The 16,017-nt window shown below is 41.9% G+C and carries 14 protein-coding genes; 7 read left to right on the top strand and 7 right to left on the bottom strand.

Annotation, left to right across the window (positions count from 1 at the left end; translation table 11 throughout):
• Window positions 1-113: 113 nt before the first annotated feature.
• The 3 genes from G496_RS0113325 to G496_RS0113315 all read left to right on the top strand — a co-directional run bounded on the left by G496_RS0113325 (window position 114) and on the right by G496_RS0113315 (window position 5,093).
• Window positions 114-2,177 (top strand): HAMP domain-containing methyl-accepting chemotaxis protein, encoded by a 2,064-nt coding sequence (locus G496_RS0113325; RefSeq protein WP_027179713.1) that lies wholly within the window; start codon window positions 114-116, stop codon window positions 2,175-2,177.
• Window positions 2,178-2,240: 63 nt separating this feature from the next.
• Window positions 2,241-2,777, top strand: coding sequence for a chemotaxis protein CheW (locus tag G496_RS0113320; protein ID WP_027179712.1), 537 nt, complete (start codon window positions 2,241-2,243; stop codon window positions 2,775-2,777).
• 303 nt (window positions 2,778-3,080) lie between these two features.
• Entirely contained in the window at window positions 3,081-5,093 is a 2,013-nt protein-coding gene (locus G496_RS0113315) for a response regulator (protein WP_169725765.1), read from the top strand.
• 43 nt (window positions 5,094-5,136) lie between these two features.
• Here the strand turns inward: G496_RS0113315 and G496_RS0113310 are convergent, their stop codons facing one another.
• Genes G496_RS0113310 through G496_RS0113300 form a run of 3 tightly spaced genes read right to left on the bottom strand, consistent with a single transcriptional unit; the run spans window position 5,137 to window position 7,661 of the window.
• Window positions 5,137-5,739 (bottom strand): MarC family protein, encoded by a 603-nt coding sequence (locus G496_RS0113310; protein ID WP_027179710.1) that lies wholly within the window; start codon window positions 5,737-5,739, stop codon window positions 5,137-5,139.
• Window positions 5,740-5,746: 7 nt separating this feature from the next.
• Window positions 5,747-6,394 (bottom strand): L-fuculose-phosphate aldolase, encoded by a 648-nt coding sequence (locus tag G496_RS0113305; RefSeq protein WP_245577932.1) that lies wholly within the window; start codon window positions 6,392-6,394, stop codon window positions 5,747-5,749.
• A gap of 19 nt (window positions 6,395-6,413) precedes the next feature.
• Window positions 6,414-7,661, bottom strand: a complete 1,248-nt coding sequence (locus G496_RS0113300; RefSeq protein WP_027179708.1) for a M48 family metallopeptidase — start codon at window positions 7,659-7,661, stop codon at window positions 6,414-6,416.
• Between the two features lie 537 nt (window positions 7,662-8,198).
• On the opposite strand from G496_RS0113300, the gene G496_RS0113295 reads away from it, so the two are divergent.
• Window positions 8,199-9,152, top strand: a complete 954-nt coding sequence (locus G496_RS0113295; protein WP_027179707.1) for a tetratricopeptide repeat protein — start codon at window positions 8,199-8,201, stop codon at window positions 9,150-9,152.
• A gap of 198 nt (window positions 9,153-9,350) precedes the next feature.
• Here the strand turns inward: G496_RS0113295 and groL are convergent, their stop codons facing one another.
• The 3 genes from groL to G496_RS0113275 all read right to left on the bottom strand — a co-directional run bounded on the left by groL (window position 9,351) and on the right by G496_RS0113275 (window position 12,227).
• The gene (groL, locus tag G496_RS0113285) at window positions 9,351-11,012 is read right to left on the bottom strand and encodes a chaperonin GroEL (protein ID WP_027179706.1); all 1,662 of its coding nucleotides are present in this window, start codon (window positions 11,010-11,012) and stop codon (window positions 9,351-9,353) included.
• 54 nt (window positions 11,013-11,066) lie between these two features.
• A complete protein-coding gene (groES, locus tag G496_RS0113280) occupies window positions 11,067-11,357 on the bottom strand; it encodes a co-chaperone GroES (RefSeq protein WP_027179705.1) in 291 nt (96 codons plus the stop codon).
• A 228-nt stretch (window positions 11,358-11,585) separates the two neighbouring features.
• On the bottom strand, window positions 11,586-12,227 hold the full coding sequence (locus G496_RS0113275; RefSeq protein WP_027179704.1) for a S24 family peptidase: 642 nt from the start codon (window positions 12,225-12,227) through the stop codon (window positions 11,586-11,588).
• A gap of 155 nt (window positions 12,228-12,382) precedes the next feature.
• Between G496_RS0113275 and G496_RS0113270 the strand changes: the two genes are divergently transcribed.
• From G496_RS0113270 to G496_RS0113260, 3 genes are all read left to right on the top strand, one after another.
• On the top strand, window positions 12,383-12,757 hold the full coding sequence (locus G496_RS0113270) for a D-Ala-D-Ala carboxypeptidase family metallohydrolase (protein WP_051295051.1): 375 nt from the start codon (window positions 12,383-12,385) through the stop codon (window positions 12,755-12,757).
• Window positions 12,757-13,050 carry a helix-turn-helix domain-containing protein gene (locus G496_RS0113265; RefSeq protein ID WP_156900658.1) on the top strand — a complete coding sequence of 98 codons (294 nt, stop codon included), beginning with the start codon at window positions 12,757-12,759 and terminating at the stop codon, window positions 13,048-13,050. Before G496_RS0113270 ends, G496_RS0113265 begins: the two co-directional genes overlap by 1 nt.
• A 281-nt stretch (window positions 13,051-13,331) precedes the next feature.
• Window positions 13,332-15,668: a sensor domain-containing diguanylate cyclase gene (locus G496_RS0113260; protein WP_027179701.1), complete on the top strand. Its 2,337-nt coding sequence runs from the start codon at window positions 13,332-13,334 to the stop codon at window positions 15,666-15,668.
• A gap of 115 nt (window positions 15,669-15,783) precedes the next feature.
• On the opposite strand, the gene G496_RS0113255 is transcribed toward G496_RS0113260, so the two are convergent.
• The coding region (locus G496_RS0113255) for an IS200/IS605 family transposase (protein WP_027179700.1) at window positions 15,784-16,017 on the bottom strand (234 nt) is incomplete at its 5' end.

Raw genomic sequence — 16,017 nt, 5'->3', positions numbered from 1 at the left:
AATACTCTTTTTTCTTGATATGATTTTTATATATGCTAACATCCTATTAAAAATGTTTTAATAGTTGTGCTTTTCTGAATTAATCAAACATTATTGTCGCCGTGGGAGGATGTATGTTCAAAAATTTAAAGCTGGGGTTGAAATTGGGGGTAGGGTTTGCCCTTGTTATCGTACTTACTCTTGTAGTGGCATTTATCGCCTATCACGGTATGAGTTCCGTCCATAACAGGATTATAAATTCAGACCATGTCAATAATGTTTCCTCAATGATCTCCAGAGCCAGAAATGCGGAAAAGAATTTTATGCTCCGCAAAGATCAGGAATATGTAACTCAACATAAGGAAATAGCAGATAAAATTTATAACGAAGTTAAACTCGTAAAGAAAAGATTTAAAGATAAAAACAATATTAATCAGATGGCGCAGCTTGAAACGGCTTCCAACAATTATGAAGTCGCATTTGAAAATTACGTGACTCTTGAAAAACAGCGTGCTGAGACTATGGCTAAAATGCGGGGCAAGGCTCGTATTGTAATAGCTAAGCTGCAGGAAATGCGTGATGAGCAAGAAGAGGATCTGGTTGCCATCATGGCTGAAACTGAAAAAAAGATTAAAGCTGCTATAAATAACGGCAATCTTAACATCATAAATAGAATTTATGATGAAGGACAGAAAGAGATTGATGATAAGTTTCAGAATGCAGATAAAGCAAATCTTGCTATCATCAGTTTCAAAGATGTCCGTAAGAATGAAAAGGAAATAATTATTTCTGCCGGTGAAAAAATGTACAGAGACAGAATAAGCAAAAGTCTCGCCCATCTTTATGAGGTTCTTGATACGATACGTTCTCGTTTCGAAAATCCTGCCCATATAGCCGATATTGATAATATTAAGACTGACGTTAAAGAGTACCAGAAGTTTTATGATGAATATGTAGATCTTATGGAGGCTCAGGTTGTGAGCAACTCCAAAATGATCGAAACAGCCCGTAATGCGCAAAAGGTTTGCGATGTCGCTGTTCAGGACCAGATCAATAAGATGAATGAGGAAATGGAGTCTTCAAATATGTTTATATTTGCAGGTTCCGGTATTGCACTGATAATTGGTATATTTGCAGCCTTTGTGCTGACAAGGGGAATCACAGGACCTGTCAGCAAATGCGTTGTCTTTGCAGGTCGTATGGCAGAAGGTGACTTTACCAGAACACTTGATATTGATCAGAAAGATGAAATCGGAACACTTGTTTCAGCTCTGAATGGAATGGTCAATAAACTCTCCTCGGTTGTTGAAGAAGTGGGAAGTGCTACTGAAAATGTAGCATCTGGAAGTGAAGAACTTTCTGCAACAGCCCAGAATCTTTCACAGTCTGCAACAGAGCAGGCCGCCAACGTGGAAGAAGTCTCTTCATCAATGGAAGAAATGACTGCAAATATCCGCCAGAATGCTGAAAATGCACAGGAAACTGAGAAAATAGCTATAAAGGCTGCCAGAGATGCTGAAGAAGGTGGAGAAGCTGTTACTCAGGCTGTAGACGCAATGAAAAATATTGCTGAAAAGATTTCCATTATCGAGGAAATCGCCAGACAGACAAACCTGCTGGCCCTGAATGCAGCTATTGAAGCAGCCCGTGCCGGCGAACATGGTAAAGGTTTCGCCGTTGTTGCCGCCGAGGTTAGAAAGCTTGCTGAAAGAAGTGGCGCTGCCGCCGGTGAAATCGGTGAACTTTCTACTTCCACAGTAAATGTTGCCGAGAGTGCCGGAAAAATGTTGAATCAGCTTGTTCCTGATATCCGCAGAACAGCCGAGCTTGTTCAGGAAATAGCCGCAGGAAGCAATGAACAGCATTCGGGTGCTGAGCAGATAAATAAAGCTGTGCAACAGCTTGATCACGTTACCCAGCAGAATGCTTCTGCATCTGAGGAAATGGCTTCAACATCCGAAGAACTTTCAAGCCAGAGTGAACAGTTGCAACAGACCATGAGTTTCTTTAGAGTCGATGCAGGTGCAACTTACAGGTCCAGTGCTAAAACAAGACCTTCAGTAATAAGATCTTTGCCTGAAAGTAAGTCGGTTAATACCAATATGCCGGAAAAGAGTGATTTAGGTAGTTCTGGTAGTTCAGGTGGAGTGCCTTTGGACCTTGGAATGGATTCTGATGAAGATTTTGAAAAATTTTAATTTTTCTGAAATCTGATAAAATCTGAAAACAGGGTATAAACTCTACAACTATGGGAATGTGCAATGGAATTAAATAGCATTACTAATCAGTACCTTACTTTTACTCTTAACAAGGACATATATGCCCTTGATATATCGAGTGTAAGGGAAGTTCTGGAACTGACCCCGATAACAAGGATTCCGCGTACTCCCAAATTTATGCGCGGGGTGATAAACCTTCGCGGTCATGCTGTTCCTGTTGTGGATATGAGGCTTAAATTTGGGATGAGCCGTACTGAAGACACGATAAATACCTGTATAATCATAGTTGAAGTAAGCTTTGACGGAGAACAGACGATTATGGGGGCGCTGGCCGACTCTGTAAGAGAAGTTGTTGAACTTACCGAAAATATGATTGAGCAGGCTCCAAGAATGGGGACTTCAATTAAGACTGAATACATAAAAGGTATGGGCAAGCAGGATGATGAATTTATTATCATCCTGGATATAAGTAAGATTTTATCTGTTGAAGAGCTTGCCATGCTCAAGAGTGTTCAGGATACAGCTCCTGCCGAGAATCATCCTCACAAGCAGGAAAGTGGAATGACTTTAAGTCTTTAATCCATAAATATAGCTCCTATATGAAAAGGACCCTTGGATTTTTCCAAGGGTCCTTTTGTTTTAATATAGTTTTTCATTATAAAAATAGATTGTAGTTATAAACAGTTTTGTAGCGATTGCATATATAAGAACAATGCGTGCATTTTACATTCGTTTGTGTATATAATGCTTTCATTAAGGGGAATTAATACACTACTTAGATAATGTTTATAATGAATAGAAATTAATTAATCTGCTATGCGTATATAATGTTTTTTTTAATGCAAAATTATATATGAATAGTCCATTATGGTTGTATCTTTTATGCGTACAGGTAAAATTTTTAACAGAGTAATTATACCTGCAGCGGTAGTAACTGTTGCTGCGCTTGCTGCTGGTGTCCTGTACGCTGAACATCGTATATTTTTTTGGTCAACTATCTGTATTGCTTTCTTTTTTTTGTCTATAACTGTCCTATCTATAATTTCCTGTATTATAGAGAATAAAAATAAAATAATTAATAAATTATTGTGGCATGCTGAAAATTCTGTTGAGGGAATTTATCAGGTCTCGGCTGATGGAATTTTTGAATATCTTAACCCAGCAATGGTTGACCTGCTGGGTTACAATTCTGCGGATGAAATAATCGGAAAGCGGCTCGGCAGATTTGAAGTGTCGGCTGAGAGTTCTGAATTCAAAAGCTTTCTTGATACACTCTTTTCAGAAGGACAGGCAGGCAGAAGCAGACTTGAACTTATCAATTCTGAGGGCTGGACCATCCCCGTTCTTGAAAATGCCAAAGCCATTAAAGACAGCAGCGGCTCTGTCACCGGTTGGCAGGGGTGTGTATATGACCTTAGAAAAGATGAAGAGCTGCGTAAAAAATATCAGCGATCCGAAAAATTATTCAGTCGGCTTATAAATTCGGCAGATGAGCTTGTTGCGGTTGTTTCTTCAGATAAGGTCTGCCTCAAGGCCAATAACGTTTTCGCGCAGTTTTTTGGATTGAATTCTGTAGAGTTGTGCGAAGGGCGCCTTTTTGTTGATCTTCTGCCTCCACTGGCAGCGGAAGAGTTTATTTGTGCCGTAGAAAAAGTTTTAAATAATGAACTGGCGGTAGAAGACTTTGATATGGTTATGCCGGACTGTCGCAGCCGGAAGAGATTTTTTACTGTGAGAATGTCCTTATGCCCCGGTGAGATTGAAAAGGAAAATCTTGTAGTCTTTCTTGCACGTGATGTCACCGCTAGGATTGAAGCCGAACAAAAGGCAGCCATAGCCATTGAACAGGCTGAAGATGCAGCAGAATTTAAATTACAGCTGGCTGAGCAGTTCAATCATGAGCTTAGAACACCTCTTTCAGGTATAACCGGGGCTTTTGAAGTTTTAAAAGCTTCAAGCAGAAATTCTGATGCTGAGAAATGTGCCGACAGAGGTATCCTTGCAACAAAAAGATTGAATGAAGTTTACAACGATATTTTAATGATGACTGATGATTCAGATTCTGATTCCGATGTTCTCGCTAGGCGTATTGATCTCTCGGAATGTATCAGATCCGTATATGAATCTTTTGATCTCTACGCAGCAGGCAAAAAATTAGATTTTAAAATAGAATCTCGCGATGTCCCGGAATATATGTATTGCAACCGCCGTAGATTGAAATTGTCTCTGTTCAGACTGACTGGGCATATCTTGTCTTCACTTCCCGAAGAAAACAATGCCTTTTTTGTTGTTAAAAAGGCTTCTTCTTATGATGGATGCAATGCTTTGGAATTCTTTTTTACAGATACAAATAATATTTTTGATCAGGCCGATTATGAAAATGCTTTTCCCAGAGATTTTGAAGGACTGGCAGATGCTATCAGTGCAGAATTATTCATACGCGAGCACAAGGGAACAAGAGAAATAGGTTTTAAGATCGGCTGCATCAGCTTTTTATCGGGGAGTGAGCATAAAGGTTGTAAAAATACTGAGCAGATAAAAAGGATTCTGGTAGCTGAAGATGATATCAACAGTCAGGCCAGAATGAGAATACAGCTCGAAAAATGGGGATATTCAGTACGCTGTGTTTCCACAGGGTTTGAAGTGCTCAACTGCATCAGAGAAGATTATTTTGACTTGCTGCTGCTTGATATCCAGATGCCTGAAATGGATGGCATAAGAGCTTTAAAGAAAATTAGAAAAAAAGAAGATTCCGGTTCCCGTCTGCCGGTAGTCTGCATGTCAGCTTATAGAGAAGATGTTGATAATATTATGGATATCGGCGCAGATTATTTTTTGGCAAAACCGATTGAAGCCAATGCATTGAAGGACCTTCTGAACAGTGTTTTTGAATAGCAGTGCAAGGTGTTAAACTTTAGAATTTTTTATTTTCCACTGTCTACATTCTGATAAAATTGGTCAGATAAAGCTTTATTCCATCTTCCAGCATCTGGACCGAAATAAGTATCAGTATAAGCCCCATAAGACGTTCACAAGCCCTCAGTCCTCTTTTTCCCAGAAATCCGGCAAGCGTCGGGCCAATCATCATAACTGCAAGCGACATAAGCCATGCCAGAAGGGTTCCTGCCAGAGGATAAAATCCGGCACTTCCCTTTGAGCCGTAAACCATAACTGCGGCCAGAAGTGACGGCCCTGCAAAAAAGGGTACGGCAATAGGCACAATCAACGGTTCTTTGTCAGATGCCTCAGGGGTACCTGTTTCATGTGAGGGATAAATCATTTTTATGGAAATAATGAAAAGGATGACACCACCGGCAATACGCAGTGTTGATTGATGAATATTAAGCATCCGCATCATACCTGCTCCAAGGTAGATGAATGCTATAATAACTATCAATGCGATTACCAGCTCCCTGAATAGAATGGCCCTCTGCCGTTGAGGTGGATAGTCTTTAAGCATTCCAAGGCAGACCGGCAGGTTTCCCAGAGGGTCCATGATCAGAAAAAGGGGAAAAGCTATACCGACAATTTTATCAAGCATGACTTATTTATTTGCCTCCGGGCTGCCCGTAGGTTGAAAATTTGTCTATGACCCGATCCATTTCATCGTCAGGTAGAATTACAGGTTTACCCACCGCAAGGGCTTGAATGTATATCTGGGCGATCAGTTCCAGCTCTTCCGCAGCATCAAAAGCATTTTGTATTTTAGCCCCGACGGTGACGAGACCGTGGTTTGCAAGCAGTACGGCATTATAATTTCCGATTGTGGCGGTAATATTGTCGGCCAGTTCCTGAGAACCGAATGTGGCGTATGGCGCCAGCGGAACTTTGCGTCCCGAGAATCCGACAAGATAATGAACTGCCGGAAGCTCCATATTAAGGCAGGCCACAGTCGTGGCATGGACGGAATGAGTATGGACTATGGCGTTTACATCCGGCCTTTGTTTGTAGATATCAAGATGAAATCCAAATTCGCTTGATGGTTTGCGGGTGGACTCAACTATATTACCCTTTAAATCGAGAACTACGACATCATCAGGAGTTGTCTCCAGATAATGCAATCCGCTGGCACTTATGGCTATCAAACCTTTTTCACGGTTGATTATGCTTAAGTTTCCGCCAGTTCCGGTTGTAAGGTGCGCTTCAAGCATTTTTCTGCCGAAGGCCACAATTTGCTCTTTTTCATATTCCAGCATCAGCTTATCCCCATTTTTTTTATGACAGATTGCGTGAAGTTTTGCGCAGGGCTTCAATTCTCGCAAGTACAGGTGGATGACTGTATTCAAGCCAGACATAAAACGGATGAGGAGTCAGGTTGCTGAGGTTGCTGGCGGAGAGTTTTTTCAGAGCGGTGACCAGACTTTCAGGTCGGCCGGTTTTTTCGGCGGCAAAATGATCAGCCTCAAATTCGTGCTTGCGTGAACTGATGTTTGAGAAGATTGAAAGGACGATTGAGACAGGGGTATAAAGTAAGGCAAAAAAGACCAGCCCTGCATAAACAGACATGTGTTCCATGCTGAAAGCATCAAAAAGTTCTCTGCTGTTCAGGAAAAAAGACATAAGCAGAAAAATTACACCGGTTTTAATTATCGTGGTGATAAGCATTTTACGGATATGCCCGAGTTTGCAATGCCCTATTTCATGGGCGAGAACAGCAACAAGTTCGTCCGTTGTAAGTTCGTTAACAAGGGTATCAAAAAGAGCGATACGCTTTTTTTTGCCGAAGCCGGTGAAATAGGCATTGGCTTTAGTAGATCTTTTTGAACCGTCTATAATAAATATTCCTTCCAGTTCAAAACCGTTTTCTCGCGCAAAAGCTTCAATTTTTTCTTTCAGTTCTCCATCTTCAAGCGGAGTGAACTTATTAAATAACGGCAGAATCCAGACAGGAGCAATGTATTGTATTCCTACCATCACCGCGACAGTGAAAAGCCAGCACAAAAACCATGCGAAGGAGCCTGTTGCATTGAAAAAAAGTAGAACTCCTGACAGCAGAATTCCACCAATTACGGCTCCTAAAAGGTAACCTTTCAGCTTATCGATGATGAAAGTCGGAATTGTGGTACGGTTGAAGCCGTATTTTTCTTCAATCACAAAAGTTTGATAAATATCAAACGGAGTGGAGAGAACATCACCCAGAAAAGCCAGTACAGCAAAGAAAATAAGCCCGGTAACCACAGGTCCGTAACCGGCACTTCTGGATATCGTATCTATTAGATTAAAGCCTCCGGCCAGTATGAATATGATTGTTATCAGGGTTGAGATAAGCGAGCTTATATTTTCAAATTTCATTCCTTCTCTGGAATAGGCCTGAGTTTTTTTATATTTTTCAGGATCAAAAATTCTATCGAATTCCTGAGGAAGAACAGGATTCAGAGCTGTTTCATTCAATCTGCGAGCCAGAATGCCCAGAGCACAGGCTCCACCAAGTGATACAATAATTATCAGGAGGTAAATATTCATGTTTTTAAGGGGGTAACAGGTTGAAAATTTTGTTTGTATTTTATTGATATCATTTTGAAAAGTATAAAGATATCAGTCGCTACGGCGTGGTAAGTTACCCTGTGCCAGAGCATGCGTCAATCAGGGATATACAGGAATATAGAGTGGTTTTTCCGCTGCATTGCGTGGATTTGTCCGGTTTGAGTTCGGCGTGTTGAGTTGAAGACGCTGAATATGCACTGAAGAGCTGAAAAATATTCTGAAAGATGATATTATCTATCATATTTAATAGAATCCTAGTAAATTGTATAATTAAGCCATCGCTGTAATAAGTGTGTACTGGCTTTCATAAAGATGTTTATTTTAAATATTTATACATAATGGTGTCGATAAATGGCAAACTTGACAACAAATTAAGTAGAGATAAGAATAAATAAGTTAAATAAATTTATTAAAAAATGTAAATTGTTACACTTCTTTTCTTCTCACTTACCAGAATATGTTTAGTACATGGATATATTCTGCAATAACATTATCCTGTCTCGGAGTTTTGATTTAATGAGTACAGCCAAAAGCATCAGGGAGCATGTAGCCAGAGCTAAAGCTTATGCCCAGCGTAAAGATTATATGCGCTGTTTGAACTCACTTAGCCTTTCACTGGAAGAACTGGCAGACAGTCAGATTTTCGGGCGTGAAAAATTTGAAATAGGTATTTTAATTGATGAAGTTTTTCGTCAGATGCTTGCTATGGATGAACTTAAAAAAGTTCTTCCCCGCTCGTTGAAATATTCCCGTGGTCAGGAAAAAAAGCTGGCTCAGGTGTTGCGTAAGATACACGACACTATAAAAGCTGCTTTGGAACGGGCCGCGGAAGATAAAATCCGTAAGATGAAAAATCAGATTGATAAGTATATTCTTGCCGGTCAAAAAGCTCTCGATGAAAAAAATCTTAAAGACGGTAAAAAATATTTCAGAAAAATTACCGATGCCTGTCCTGATGAAGAAGGTCTTCTGCAGGATGTCGGCTCCAGACTTGTTAAATCAGGATTTCCAAGGGACGGTATAGAATTTCTTGAAAGGGCCATTGAAAAGAACGCTGGAGACAGCAGACCCTATATTTCTCTTGTTTTAGCGTGGGAAATGCTTGGTGAAACAGATAATGCCCTGAATGTTCTGAATGATATCATGCGGCGTTTCGGCGCAAATGAAAGTCTTTATGTAAGGCAGGCCAAACTTTATTTTGCCAAGCGGATGTATACCGAGGCTTATGATGCTGCCACAGCCGCTTTGAATAGTAATCCGCTTAACCGGGACGCAAAAAAAATGTCCGATATGCTCGGACCAAAAATTTTCGGGCGTGGTTATCAGGCCGGTGTTTCTTCAAAGGAGGCCAAAAAGTCTTCAGGAAAAGTATCGCTGAGTCTTGATGGCGGTGAAAGTAAGCCCAAAGCTAAGAGTAAAGCCAAAGCAAAGCCTGCAAACAGTTCGAAAACCATTAAACTTGATTTCTGATTATCAGCTTTTTCCCGGTTTATTTTCAAACTGACAGCTTCTTTTATTGAGTTCATTCATATTTAAAAGTGGGGTAGAATTTTTAAGCTTCACTTTCTGATTTTTTAATAGCTCTCCTTAATTTAATATCAAAAAATAAAACCCCGGCAGAAATTCTGCCGGGGTCTTTTAATACTTGATAGAGCTTTAAGCGGTGGCCTAGTACATTCCACCCATGCCGCCCATTCCGCCCATGCCGCCCATTCCACCCATGCCAGCAGGCATTGCGGGAGCAGCAGATTCTTTAGCGGGCTTTTCAGCAATTGCGCATTCGGTAGTCAGGAGGAGTCCTGCTACGGAAGCTGCATTCTGAAGAGCGATGCGGGTAACTTTTTTAGGATCAATTACGCCGGCCTTGATGAGGTCTTCGTATTCACCGATAGCTGCGTTGAAGCCGAAGCCGTCTTTCTCAGCTTTAACTTTTTCTACGATAACGGAACCTTCGCAACCGGCGTTACCGGCGATCTGACGGAGAGGTTCTTCGATAGCACGGCGGATAATGTTAACGCCTGCTGTTTCGTCGTCATCGGAAGGTTTAACATCGTCAAGAGCCTTGGAAGAACGAACCAGAGCGGTTCCGCCTCCGGGAACGATACCTTCTTCAACAGCTGCGCGGGTAGCATTAAGAGCATCTTCCACGCGGGCTTTCTTTTCTTTCATTTCAGTTTCAGTAGCTGCGCCAACGTTGATTACGGCTACACCGCCAACGATTTTTGCAAGGCGTTCCTGAAGTTTCTCACGATCGTAATCGGAAGAAGTTTCAGCGATTTCAGCACGAATCTGTTTTACACGGGCTTTGATGCTTTCGCCTTCACCGGAACCGTCAACGATGGTGGTGTTTTCTTTGTCGATAACAACACGCTTTGCGGAGCCGAGGTGTTCAGGGGTTACAGCATCAAGTTTCAGGCCGATGTCTTCAGAAACAACGGTTCCGCCGGTGAGGATAGCGATATCCTGAAGCATTGCTTTGCGGCGTTCACCGAAACCGGGAGCCTTGACAGCAACAACATTCAAGGTGCCGCGAAGTTTGTTGACAACGAGTGTTGCAAGAGCTTCACCTTCAATGTCTTCAGCAATGATAACAAGAGGTTTGCTCATTTTTGCGCTCTGCTCAAGAACGGGGAGCAGATCTTTCATGTTTGAGACTTTACCTTCGTTGATGAGGATAAAAGGCTCATCCATTTCGCAGATCATTTTTTCTGCATTGGTTACAAAGTAAGGGGAGAGGTAACCACGGTCGAACTGCATACCTTCAACAACTTCGAGGGTTGTTTCAAGTCCTTTTGCTTCTTCAACTGTGATAACGCCTTCTTTACCGACTTTGTTCATTGCTTCTGCAATGATGTTACCGATGGTAGCATCATTGTTTGCGGAAATAGTTCCGACCTGAGCGATTTCTTTCTGGTCGCGGGTCGGTTTTGCAAGATCTTCAAGGTTTTTGATGATAGCTTCAACAGCCTTGTCGATTCCGCGTTTGATAGCCATGGGGTTGCGGCCTGCTGCTACCAGTTTAACACCTTCGGTGAATACTGCCTGAGCAAGAATTGTAGCGGTTGTTGTACCGTCACCAGCGATGTCAGATGTCTTGGAAGCAACTTCCTTGACCATCTGTGCGCCCATGTTTTCAAATTTGTCTTCAAGTTCGATTTCTTTGGCAACTGAAACACCGTCTTTGGTGATTACCGGAGAGCCGAAAGATTTTTCCATAACAACGTTACGGCCTTTGGGTCCGAGGGTTACCTTTACTGCATTTGCGAGTTTGTCTACGCCGTTTTTCAGTTTCTCACGTGCTTTGGCGTCAAAAAGAATATCTTTAGCCATCTCTTGTTCTCCTTATGAATATGAATGATGAAAAAAAATTTTAAAAGGCTGAGATTAGCCTTCTACTATTGCGAGGATGTCGTCTTCGCGCATGACAAGGTGTTCAACACCGTCAATTTTGATTTCAGTTCCTGCGTATTTGGCAAAAAGAACGGCGTCTCCTTCTTTGACTCCGAGCTCAATACGTTTTCCTGATTCGTCCAGCTTGCCGGGTCCGGCAGCCACTACTTCGCCTTTCATGGGTTTTTCCTTGGCAGAATCAGGGATAATGATACCACCGGCGGTTTTTTCTTCCTGTTCAAGACGTTTGACCAGGATACGGTCGTTGAGCGGTTTCAGTTTCATGTGTCGTCCTCCAATAAGATATTTTCCGAACTTAATTTTTATGATCAGGGCGGTTAAACCCGATCTGCCCCTGCGGATCACTGGCAGGTACTACCCCGTCCGCGGGCAGGTGGAACTTAAATAAGACAGTAGTAAAAAGTGTCAACCTTATCCGGGCAATTTTTTTTGATTCTTTACACAAAAATACGGTTCAATTTTTTACTTCTAAAATATGCCGGCATTCAGTTCTCAGCGCAGATCTTTTGATACGTATATAACCCTGCCCACAGGCTGCCAGCTTAGCGACTCGTCACTAAGGTCAATCTCTATACGCCGTGGCTCGGCTTCCGGGTTGTCGGATACAAGGAGTATCTTGCCCGGTTCTTTTGCTATTCTTTTGACTACTATTTCCTGATCAATCCTGACCACAAAAATCCTGCCGTCATAGAGGGTGGTCTGGGATTCATCAACCAGCACATGGTCACCGTCCTCAATCCTCGGTGCCATTGAGTTTCCGGTTACGGCCATGAGTTTCATTGTTTTGGGGTTGCCTTTTCTGGTCAGCCACTCCAGCCTGAAGGCGTAAGAATTTTCCACACTGCCGTTGGTTTCAAGACTGCCTCCGCCGCCGCTTGGCCTTGCCAGAACTTTAGGAATGGGATGAAAGCCTTCCATGGTCCCTTCGTTACCCGGAAAAACAAGTCTTGCTCCGACTCCGTCAAGAACTTTGGCAAGAGCCTGAAGATGCTTTTTGCGTTCCTGTTTTATGTAGCGGATGACCTGATTGGGGGCGACTCCGCAGGTTCTGGCCATTTGAGTGGGATTCTCAAATTTTTTCCCTTTTCCTATAAGACCGTTAAGTCCATTTACCAAATCGTTGTAAAAACCCATCATTACTCCCTTATTAGGATATGGTAGTACACATTTTCTTTATAAATGTCGTCTAAAAAATATAATTAATTGACAACCTATATTGTTTGGAATATCAAATTTACCAATTGGTAATTATATTTTATTACATAGTAAATTTAAACCGAGGTTGTATTATGAATTGGAGTGACATTGATTTTTTTACTCCGGAGGCTGATAAAATGCTTTCCTGCCCCTGCTGCGGTCAGTGCGGGTTGGATCACGATTTTATGCTGAGGATTGATAACGCAAGGAAAGAGTCTGCTTTTTCTTTTAAAATTACTTCCGGCTTCCGCTGCAAAGAGTGGAACGCAAAGATCGGCGGGGTTGCCGACAGTGCTCATGTCAAAGGTCTGGCTCTTGATATTTCGGCGGAAAATTCCGCCAAACGGTTTGCTGTACTTGAAGTTCTGCTCAGGCATGGCTTTACCCGATTCGGTATCGGTGAAAATTTTATTCATGTTGATGCTGACAGTTCAAAAGTTCAGTCTGTTTTATGGGGATACTATTAATGTCTTTTAACAGCTCGTATGAACAAACGGAAGCAGGCGGGAGGGCAATGACGCTTGATGGACTGGTGCAGGTGCTGGGAAAAGACGGTGCTGAAAAGCTTATAAATTTCTGGGGTGGAATCAGGGTTTCAGTTCCGGGGCGGACTGAATTGTATAAAGCCAGAATGAGGGAAAGGGTTATCAGTGCTTTTTCACACGGAGCCAGTCCGGCGCAGGTTGCCGAGCGGTTTGGAATTTCTCTTAGAACAGCCCAGCGACTGCGCGAAAGATTTTATTCGGGATGTAAATATTAGACCATTTGGTAAAAATCACTGAATTTCAAAAGCAGTAGTTGTAGGGTCCGTAGCAGATGGCAAGTCTGCTGCGGACTTTACTTTTTGCTCAACTTTGTAGACCTATTATGTTATATTTAATTTAACCTTTTGTGAAATATTTTAGTGAACACAAGCAGTTAATTTGAATTTAGCGCTCATATTAAATTTTAAGAAATTAATTTAATTGTTTTTTCCCTGATTTATGGCGAAACTGATCAACAATTTGTTTTTCATTCTTACATGTTCATTGAGGATTTTTAGTGAAAATATTTAAAATATTCATAGTTCGCTTCCTGCCTTTTGCTATAATTATTCTAGGGATTTCTGCCTGGTCTATGGATATGCAGTATCGTCATTCTCACGAGCTTATGAGAATGAACGGTTTGAAAAATATAGATGTTAATATTGCCTCTTTTCATGAATGGCTGGATGTAAAAATGGATGATCTGGTATTTTTCAAACATACAGCCAAGTCATTACTTGCGGGAAAGAACAATCCGGATGAAGCTTATAACGAACTTGGAAAAATATTTTTAAATTTTGCCAGATCTCAAGATGGTTATGCCCAGATAAGATTATTGTCATCCGAAGGCTTCGAGAAAGTAAGAGTTACTGTTAATAATTTTAAGGCAAGGCTTGTCCCGAAGGATAAGTTGCATTCAAAAAGTAAAAGACCGTATTTTTTAAAGGCACTAAACTCTCCCGGTATAATTCACCTCTCACGTTTTGACCTGAACATGGAGAATGGTAAAATTGAAAAGCCTCTTAACATAGTGCTAAGGGCTTCCGTTGCTGTTCGAAATGATTCCGGAAAAATTATCGGTGTTGTTGTTTCCAATTTCAGCGCTGATAAGATTTTTAATATTTTAAAAAAGGAACGCCAGAGTGACAACGGCCAAGTCTGGCTGGTGAATGAACTTGGCGGATGGATCAACTGTCCTTATTCAGAAAACAAATGGTTTTACAGTGATGGAGACAAAAAAGGCTTTTTTCAGACATATTACCCTGATGAGTGGAAAACCATAATAAACGGGAACAGAGGAAGCATCTTTTCTTCGAATGGTGTTTTTTCCTATGACAGGTATTCAATACATGAAAGAATTCAGGAAAGGCATGCGCATCGACATGTCGAAGGAATAGGGGACTGGTTTATAATTTCAAGGGTTCCTCCTGAAAAAAATTTATTTTACTGGTGGAAACTTTTTGGGGCAGTAATCGTTGTTGTGGTTTTCTGGAGTGGCCTTTCTGTATGGAAGAGATCTGCGGCATTTATTGCCTTGCATGAGGCTTCGGATTCTTTGAAGGAAAGTGAACAGCGCTTTAAGGATGTAACCAATGCCTCAGGCGGTTTTACATGGGAGACCGGTCTGGACGGAACTTTCAGCTTTGTTACCGGGAGCCCGGAAGAGATTATAGGTTATTTGGCTGATGAACTTATAGGTGAATCTCCCTTTGAACTCGCCGTTGAAGAGGACTCATGGAATATACGCCGGGATTTCCTTCAGGCTGCTGAGAGTAGAACTGATTTTAACAACCTCGAATATAAATTCCGCTCTAAAAACGGTGATATTGTCTGGGTGAGCTTCAGCGGTGTGCCTATGTATGATTCTTCAGGGGAAGTCACTGGTTTTCGCGGGAATACAGTCGATGTTACCAATAGAAAGGAATGGGAGAACAAACTCAGGGAGAGCGAAGAGTTGCTCTCAAGTGTAAGTAATTCTATCCGTGACGGCCTTGTGCTTATGGACGAAACCGGAGCTGTTCAGCATTTCAATTCTGCGGCTGTGAAGTTGTTCAATTTTTCTGAATCAGATTTCATGGGGCTTAAACTTCGTGAGTATGTCCGTCTTAATGATAATGTGGAAGATGATATTAACCTGCTCACCGCAGATTATTCTGATAATCCGGCTTCACTGACCTGTACTACGGGCGTTCTGGATGTTGTCTGTACCAGAAGTGACGGCACTGTTTTCAACGGTTCCATAGCGGTTTCTCCGCTTAGACGTGAAGGTCAGTGGTGGATTGTCTGGTCCATAAGAGACGTTACCGACAGAAAAGAAGCCGAAGAGAAGCTGATCCGTCTTGCCACGACTGACAGTCTTACCGGTCTGGTTAACAGAAGGGTCTTTATGGAAAAATCTCAGGCTGAGCTTGAGCGAGCCAAAAGATATAACCATCCGCTTTCCATGATGATGCTTGATATTGACCATTTTAAAAGGGTTAATGATACTTATGGCCATGATGCAGGTGATGATGTCCTGCAGGGGCTTGCCAACGTTGTTCTCGGAGTTCTCAGGCAGGTTGATTGTTTCGCAAGAATAGGCGGGGAGGAATTTGCAGTCCTTTTACCTGACACGGATCAGGACGGAGCTGTTAATGTGGCGGAAAGGGTCAGAGAAGCAGTCGAGAAAACTTCTATTGTTTCAAGGTCCGGGGAGCTTTTCATCACCATCAGTATCGGTGTTTCGACTTTAAGCGGCAACATTGATGATCTGGAACGTATGCTCAAAACAGCGGATGTTGCTTTGTATGCCTCAAAGCGCAACGGCAGGAACATGGTTTCTATCAGCAGCAGTACAGATGATTCAGTGGATTAATTCATAATAAGTATCCACCGGCATAGCCGGTGGTTTTTCATATGCGCCTGTAAGGCTCTGTTACCAGCAGCGCCCTAACAGGCGCATATTTAAAAGTCTGACAGCTGCATTTCTGTTACTTGCGACCCGTGAACGGGTTACCCGGATATGGGAGAGATAATTGATCTCCCAATTTATCACTTTCAAGTTGGTGCCGGATATATTCTTTTATCTTTGCAGTATTTTTACCTACCGTGTCGACATAATAGCCTCGACACCAAAACGATCTATTTCGATACTTGAATTTTAAATTTCCAAACTGCTCATACAGCATAAGACTACTTTTACCTTTTAGGTACCCCATAAAACT

The organism is Maridesulfovibrio bastinii DSM 16055 (genome assembly GCF_000429985.1).
In the GTDB taxonomy this organism is placed as follows: domain Bacteria; phylum Desulfobacterota; class Desulfovibrionia; order Desulfovibrionales; family Desulfovibrionaceae; genus Maridesulfovibrio; species Maridesulfovibrio bastinii.
Note: the sequence above shows the minus strand (reverse complement) of the source record. Positions and strands in the feature narration are given on the sequence as shown.

Coding starts and splice junctions, on each gene's coding strand:
- G496_RS0113310 (WP_027179710.1), bottom strand. CDS start 5,739: ATGCTTGATAAAATTGTCGGTATAGCTTTTCCCCTTTTTCTGATCATG.
- G496_RS0113295 (WP_027179707.1), top strand. CDS start 8,199: ATGAGTACAGCCAAAAGCATCAGGGAGCATGTAGCCAGAGCTAAAGCT.
- groES (WP_027179705.1), bottom strand. CDS start 11,357: ATGAAACTGAAACCGCTCAACGACCGTATCCTGGTCAAACGTCTTGAA.
- G496_RS0113270 (WP_051295051.1), top strand. CDS start 12,383: ATGAATTGGAGTGACATTGATTTTTTTACTCCGGAGGCTGATAAAATG.
- G496_RS0113320 (WP_027179712.1), top strand. CDS start 2,241: ATGGAATTAAATAGCATTACTAATCAGTACCTTACTTTTACTCTTAAC.
- G496_RS0113305 (WP_245577932.1), bottom strand. CDS start 6,394: ATGCTGGAATATGAAAAAGAGCAAATTGTGGCCTTCGGCAGAAAAATG.
- G496_RS0113265 (WP_156900658.1), top strand. CDS start 12,757: ATGTCTTTTAACAGCTCGTATGAACAAACGGAAGCAGGCGGGAGGGCA.
- G496_RS0113315 (WP_169725765.1), top strand. CDS start 3,081: ATGCGTACAGGTAAAATTTTTAACAGAGTAATTATACCTGCAGCGGTA.
- G496_RS0113300 (WP_027179708.1), bottom strand. CDS start 7,661: ATGAATATTTACCTCCTGATAATTATTGTATCACTTGGTGGAGCCTGT.
- G496_RS0113275 (WP_027179704.1), bottom strand. CDS start 12,227: ATGGGTTTTTACAACGATTTGGTAAATGGACTTAACGGTCTTATAGGA.
- groL (WP_027179706.1), bottom strand. CDS start 11,012: ATGGCTAAAGATATTCTTTTTGACGCCAAAGCACGTGAGAAACTGAAA.
- G496_RS0113325 (WP_027179713.1), top strand. CDS start 114: ATGTTCAAAAATTTAAAGCTGGGGTTGAAATTGGGGGTAGGGTTTGCC.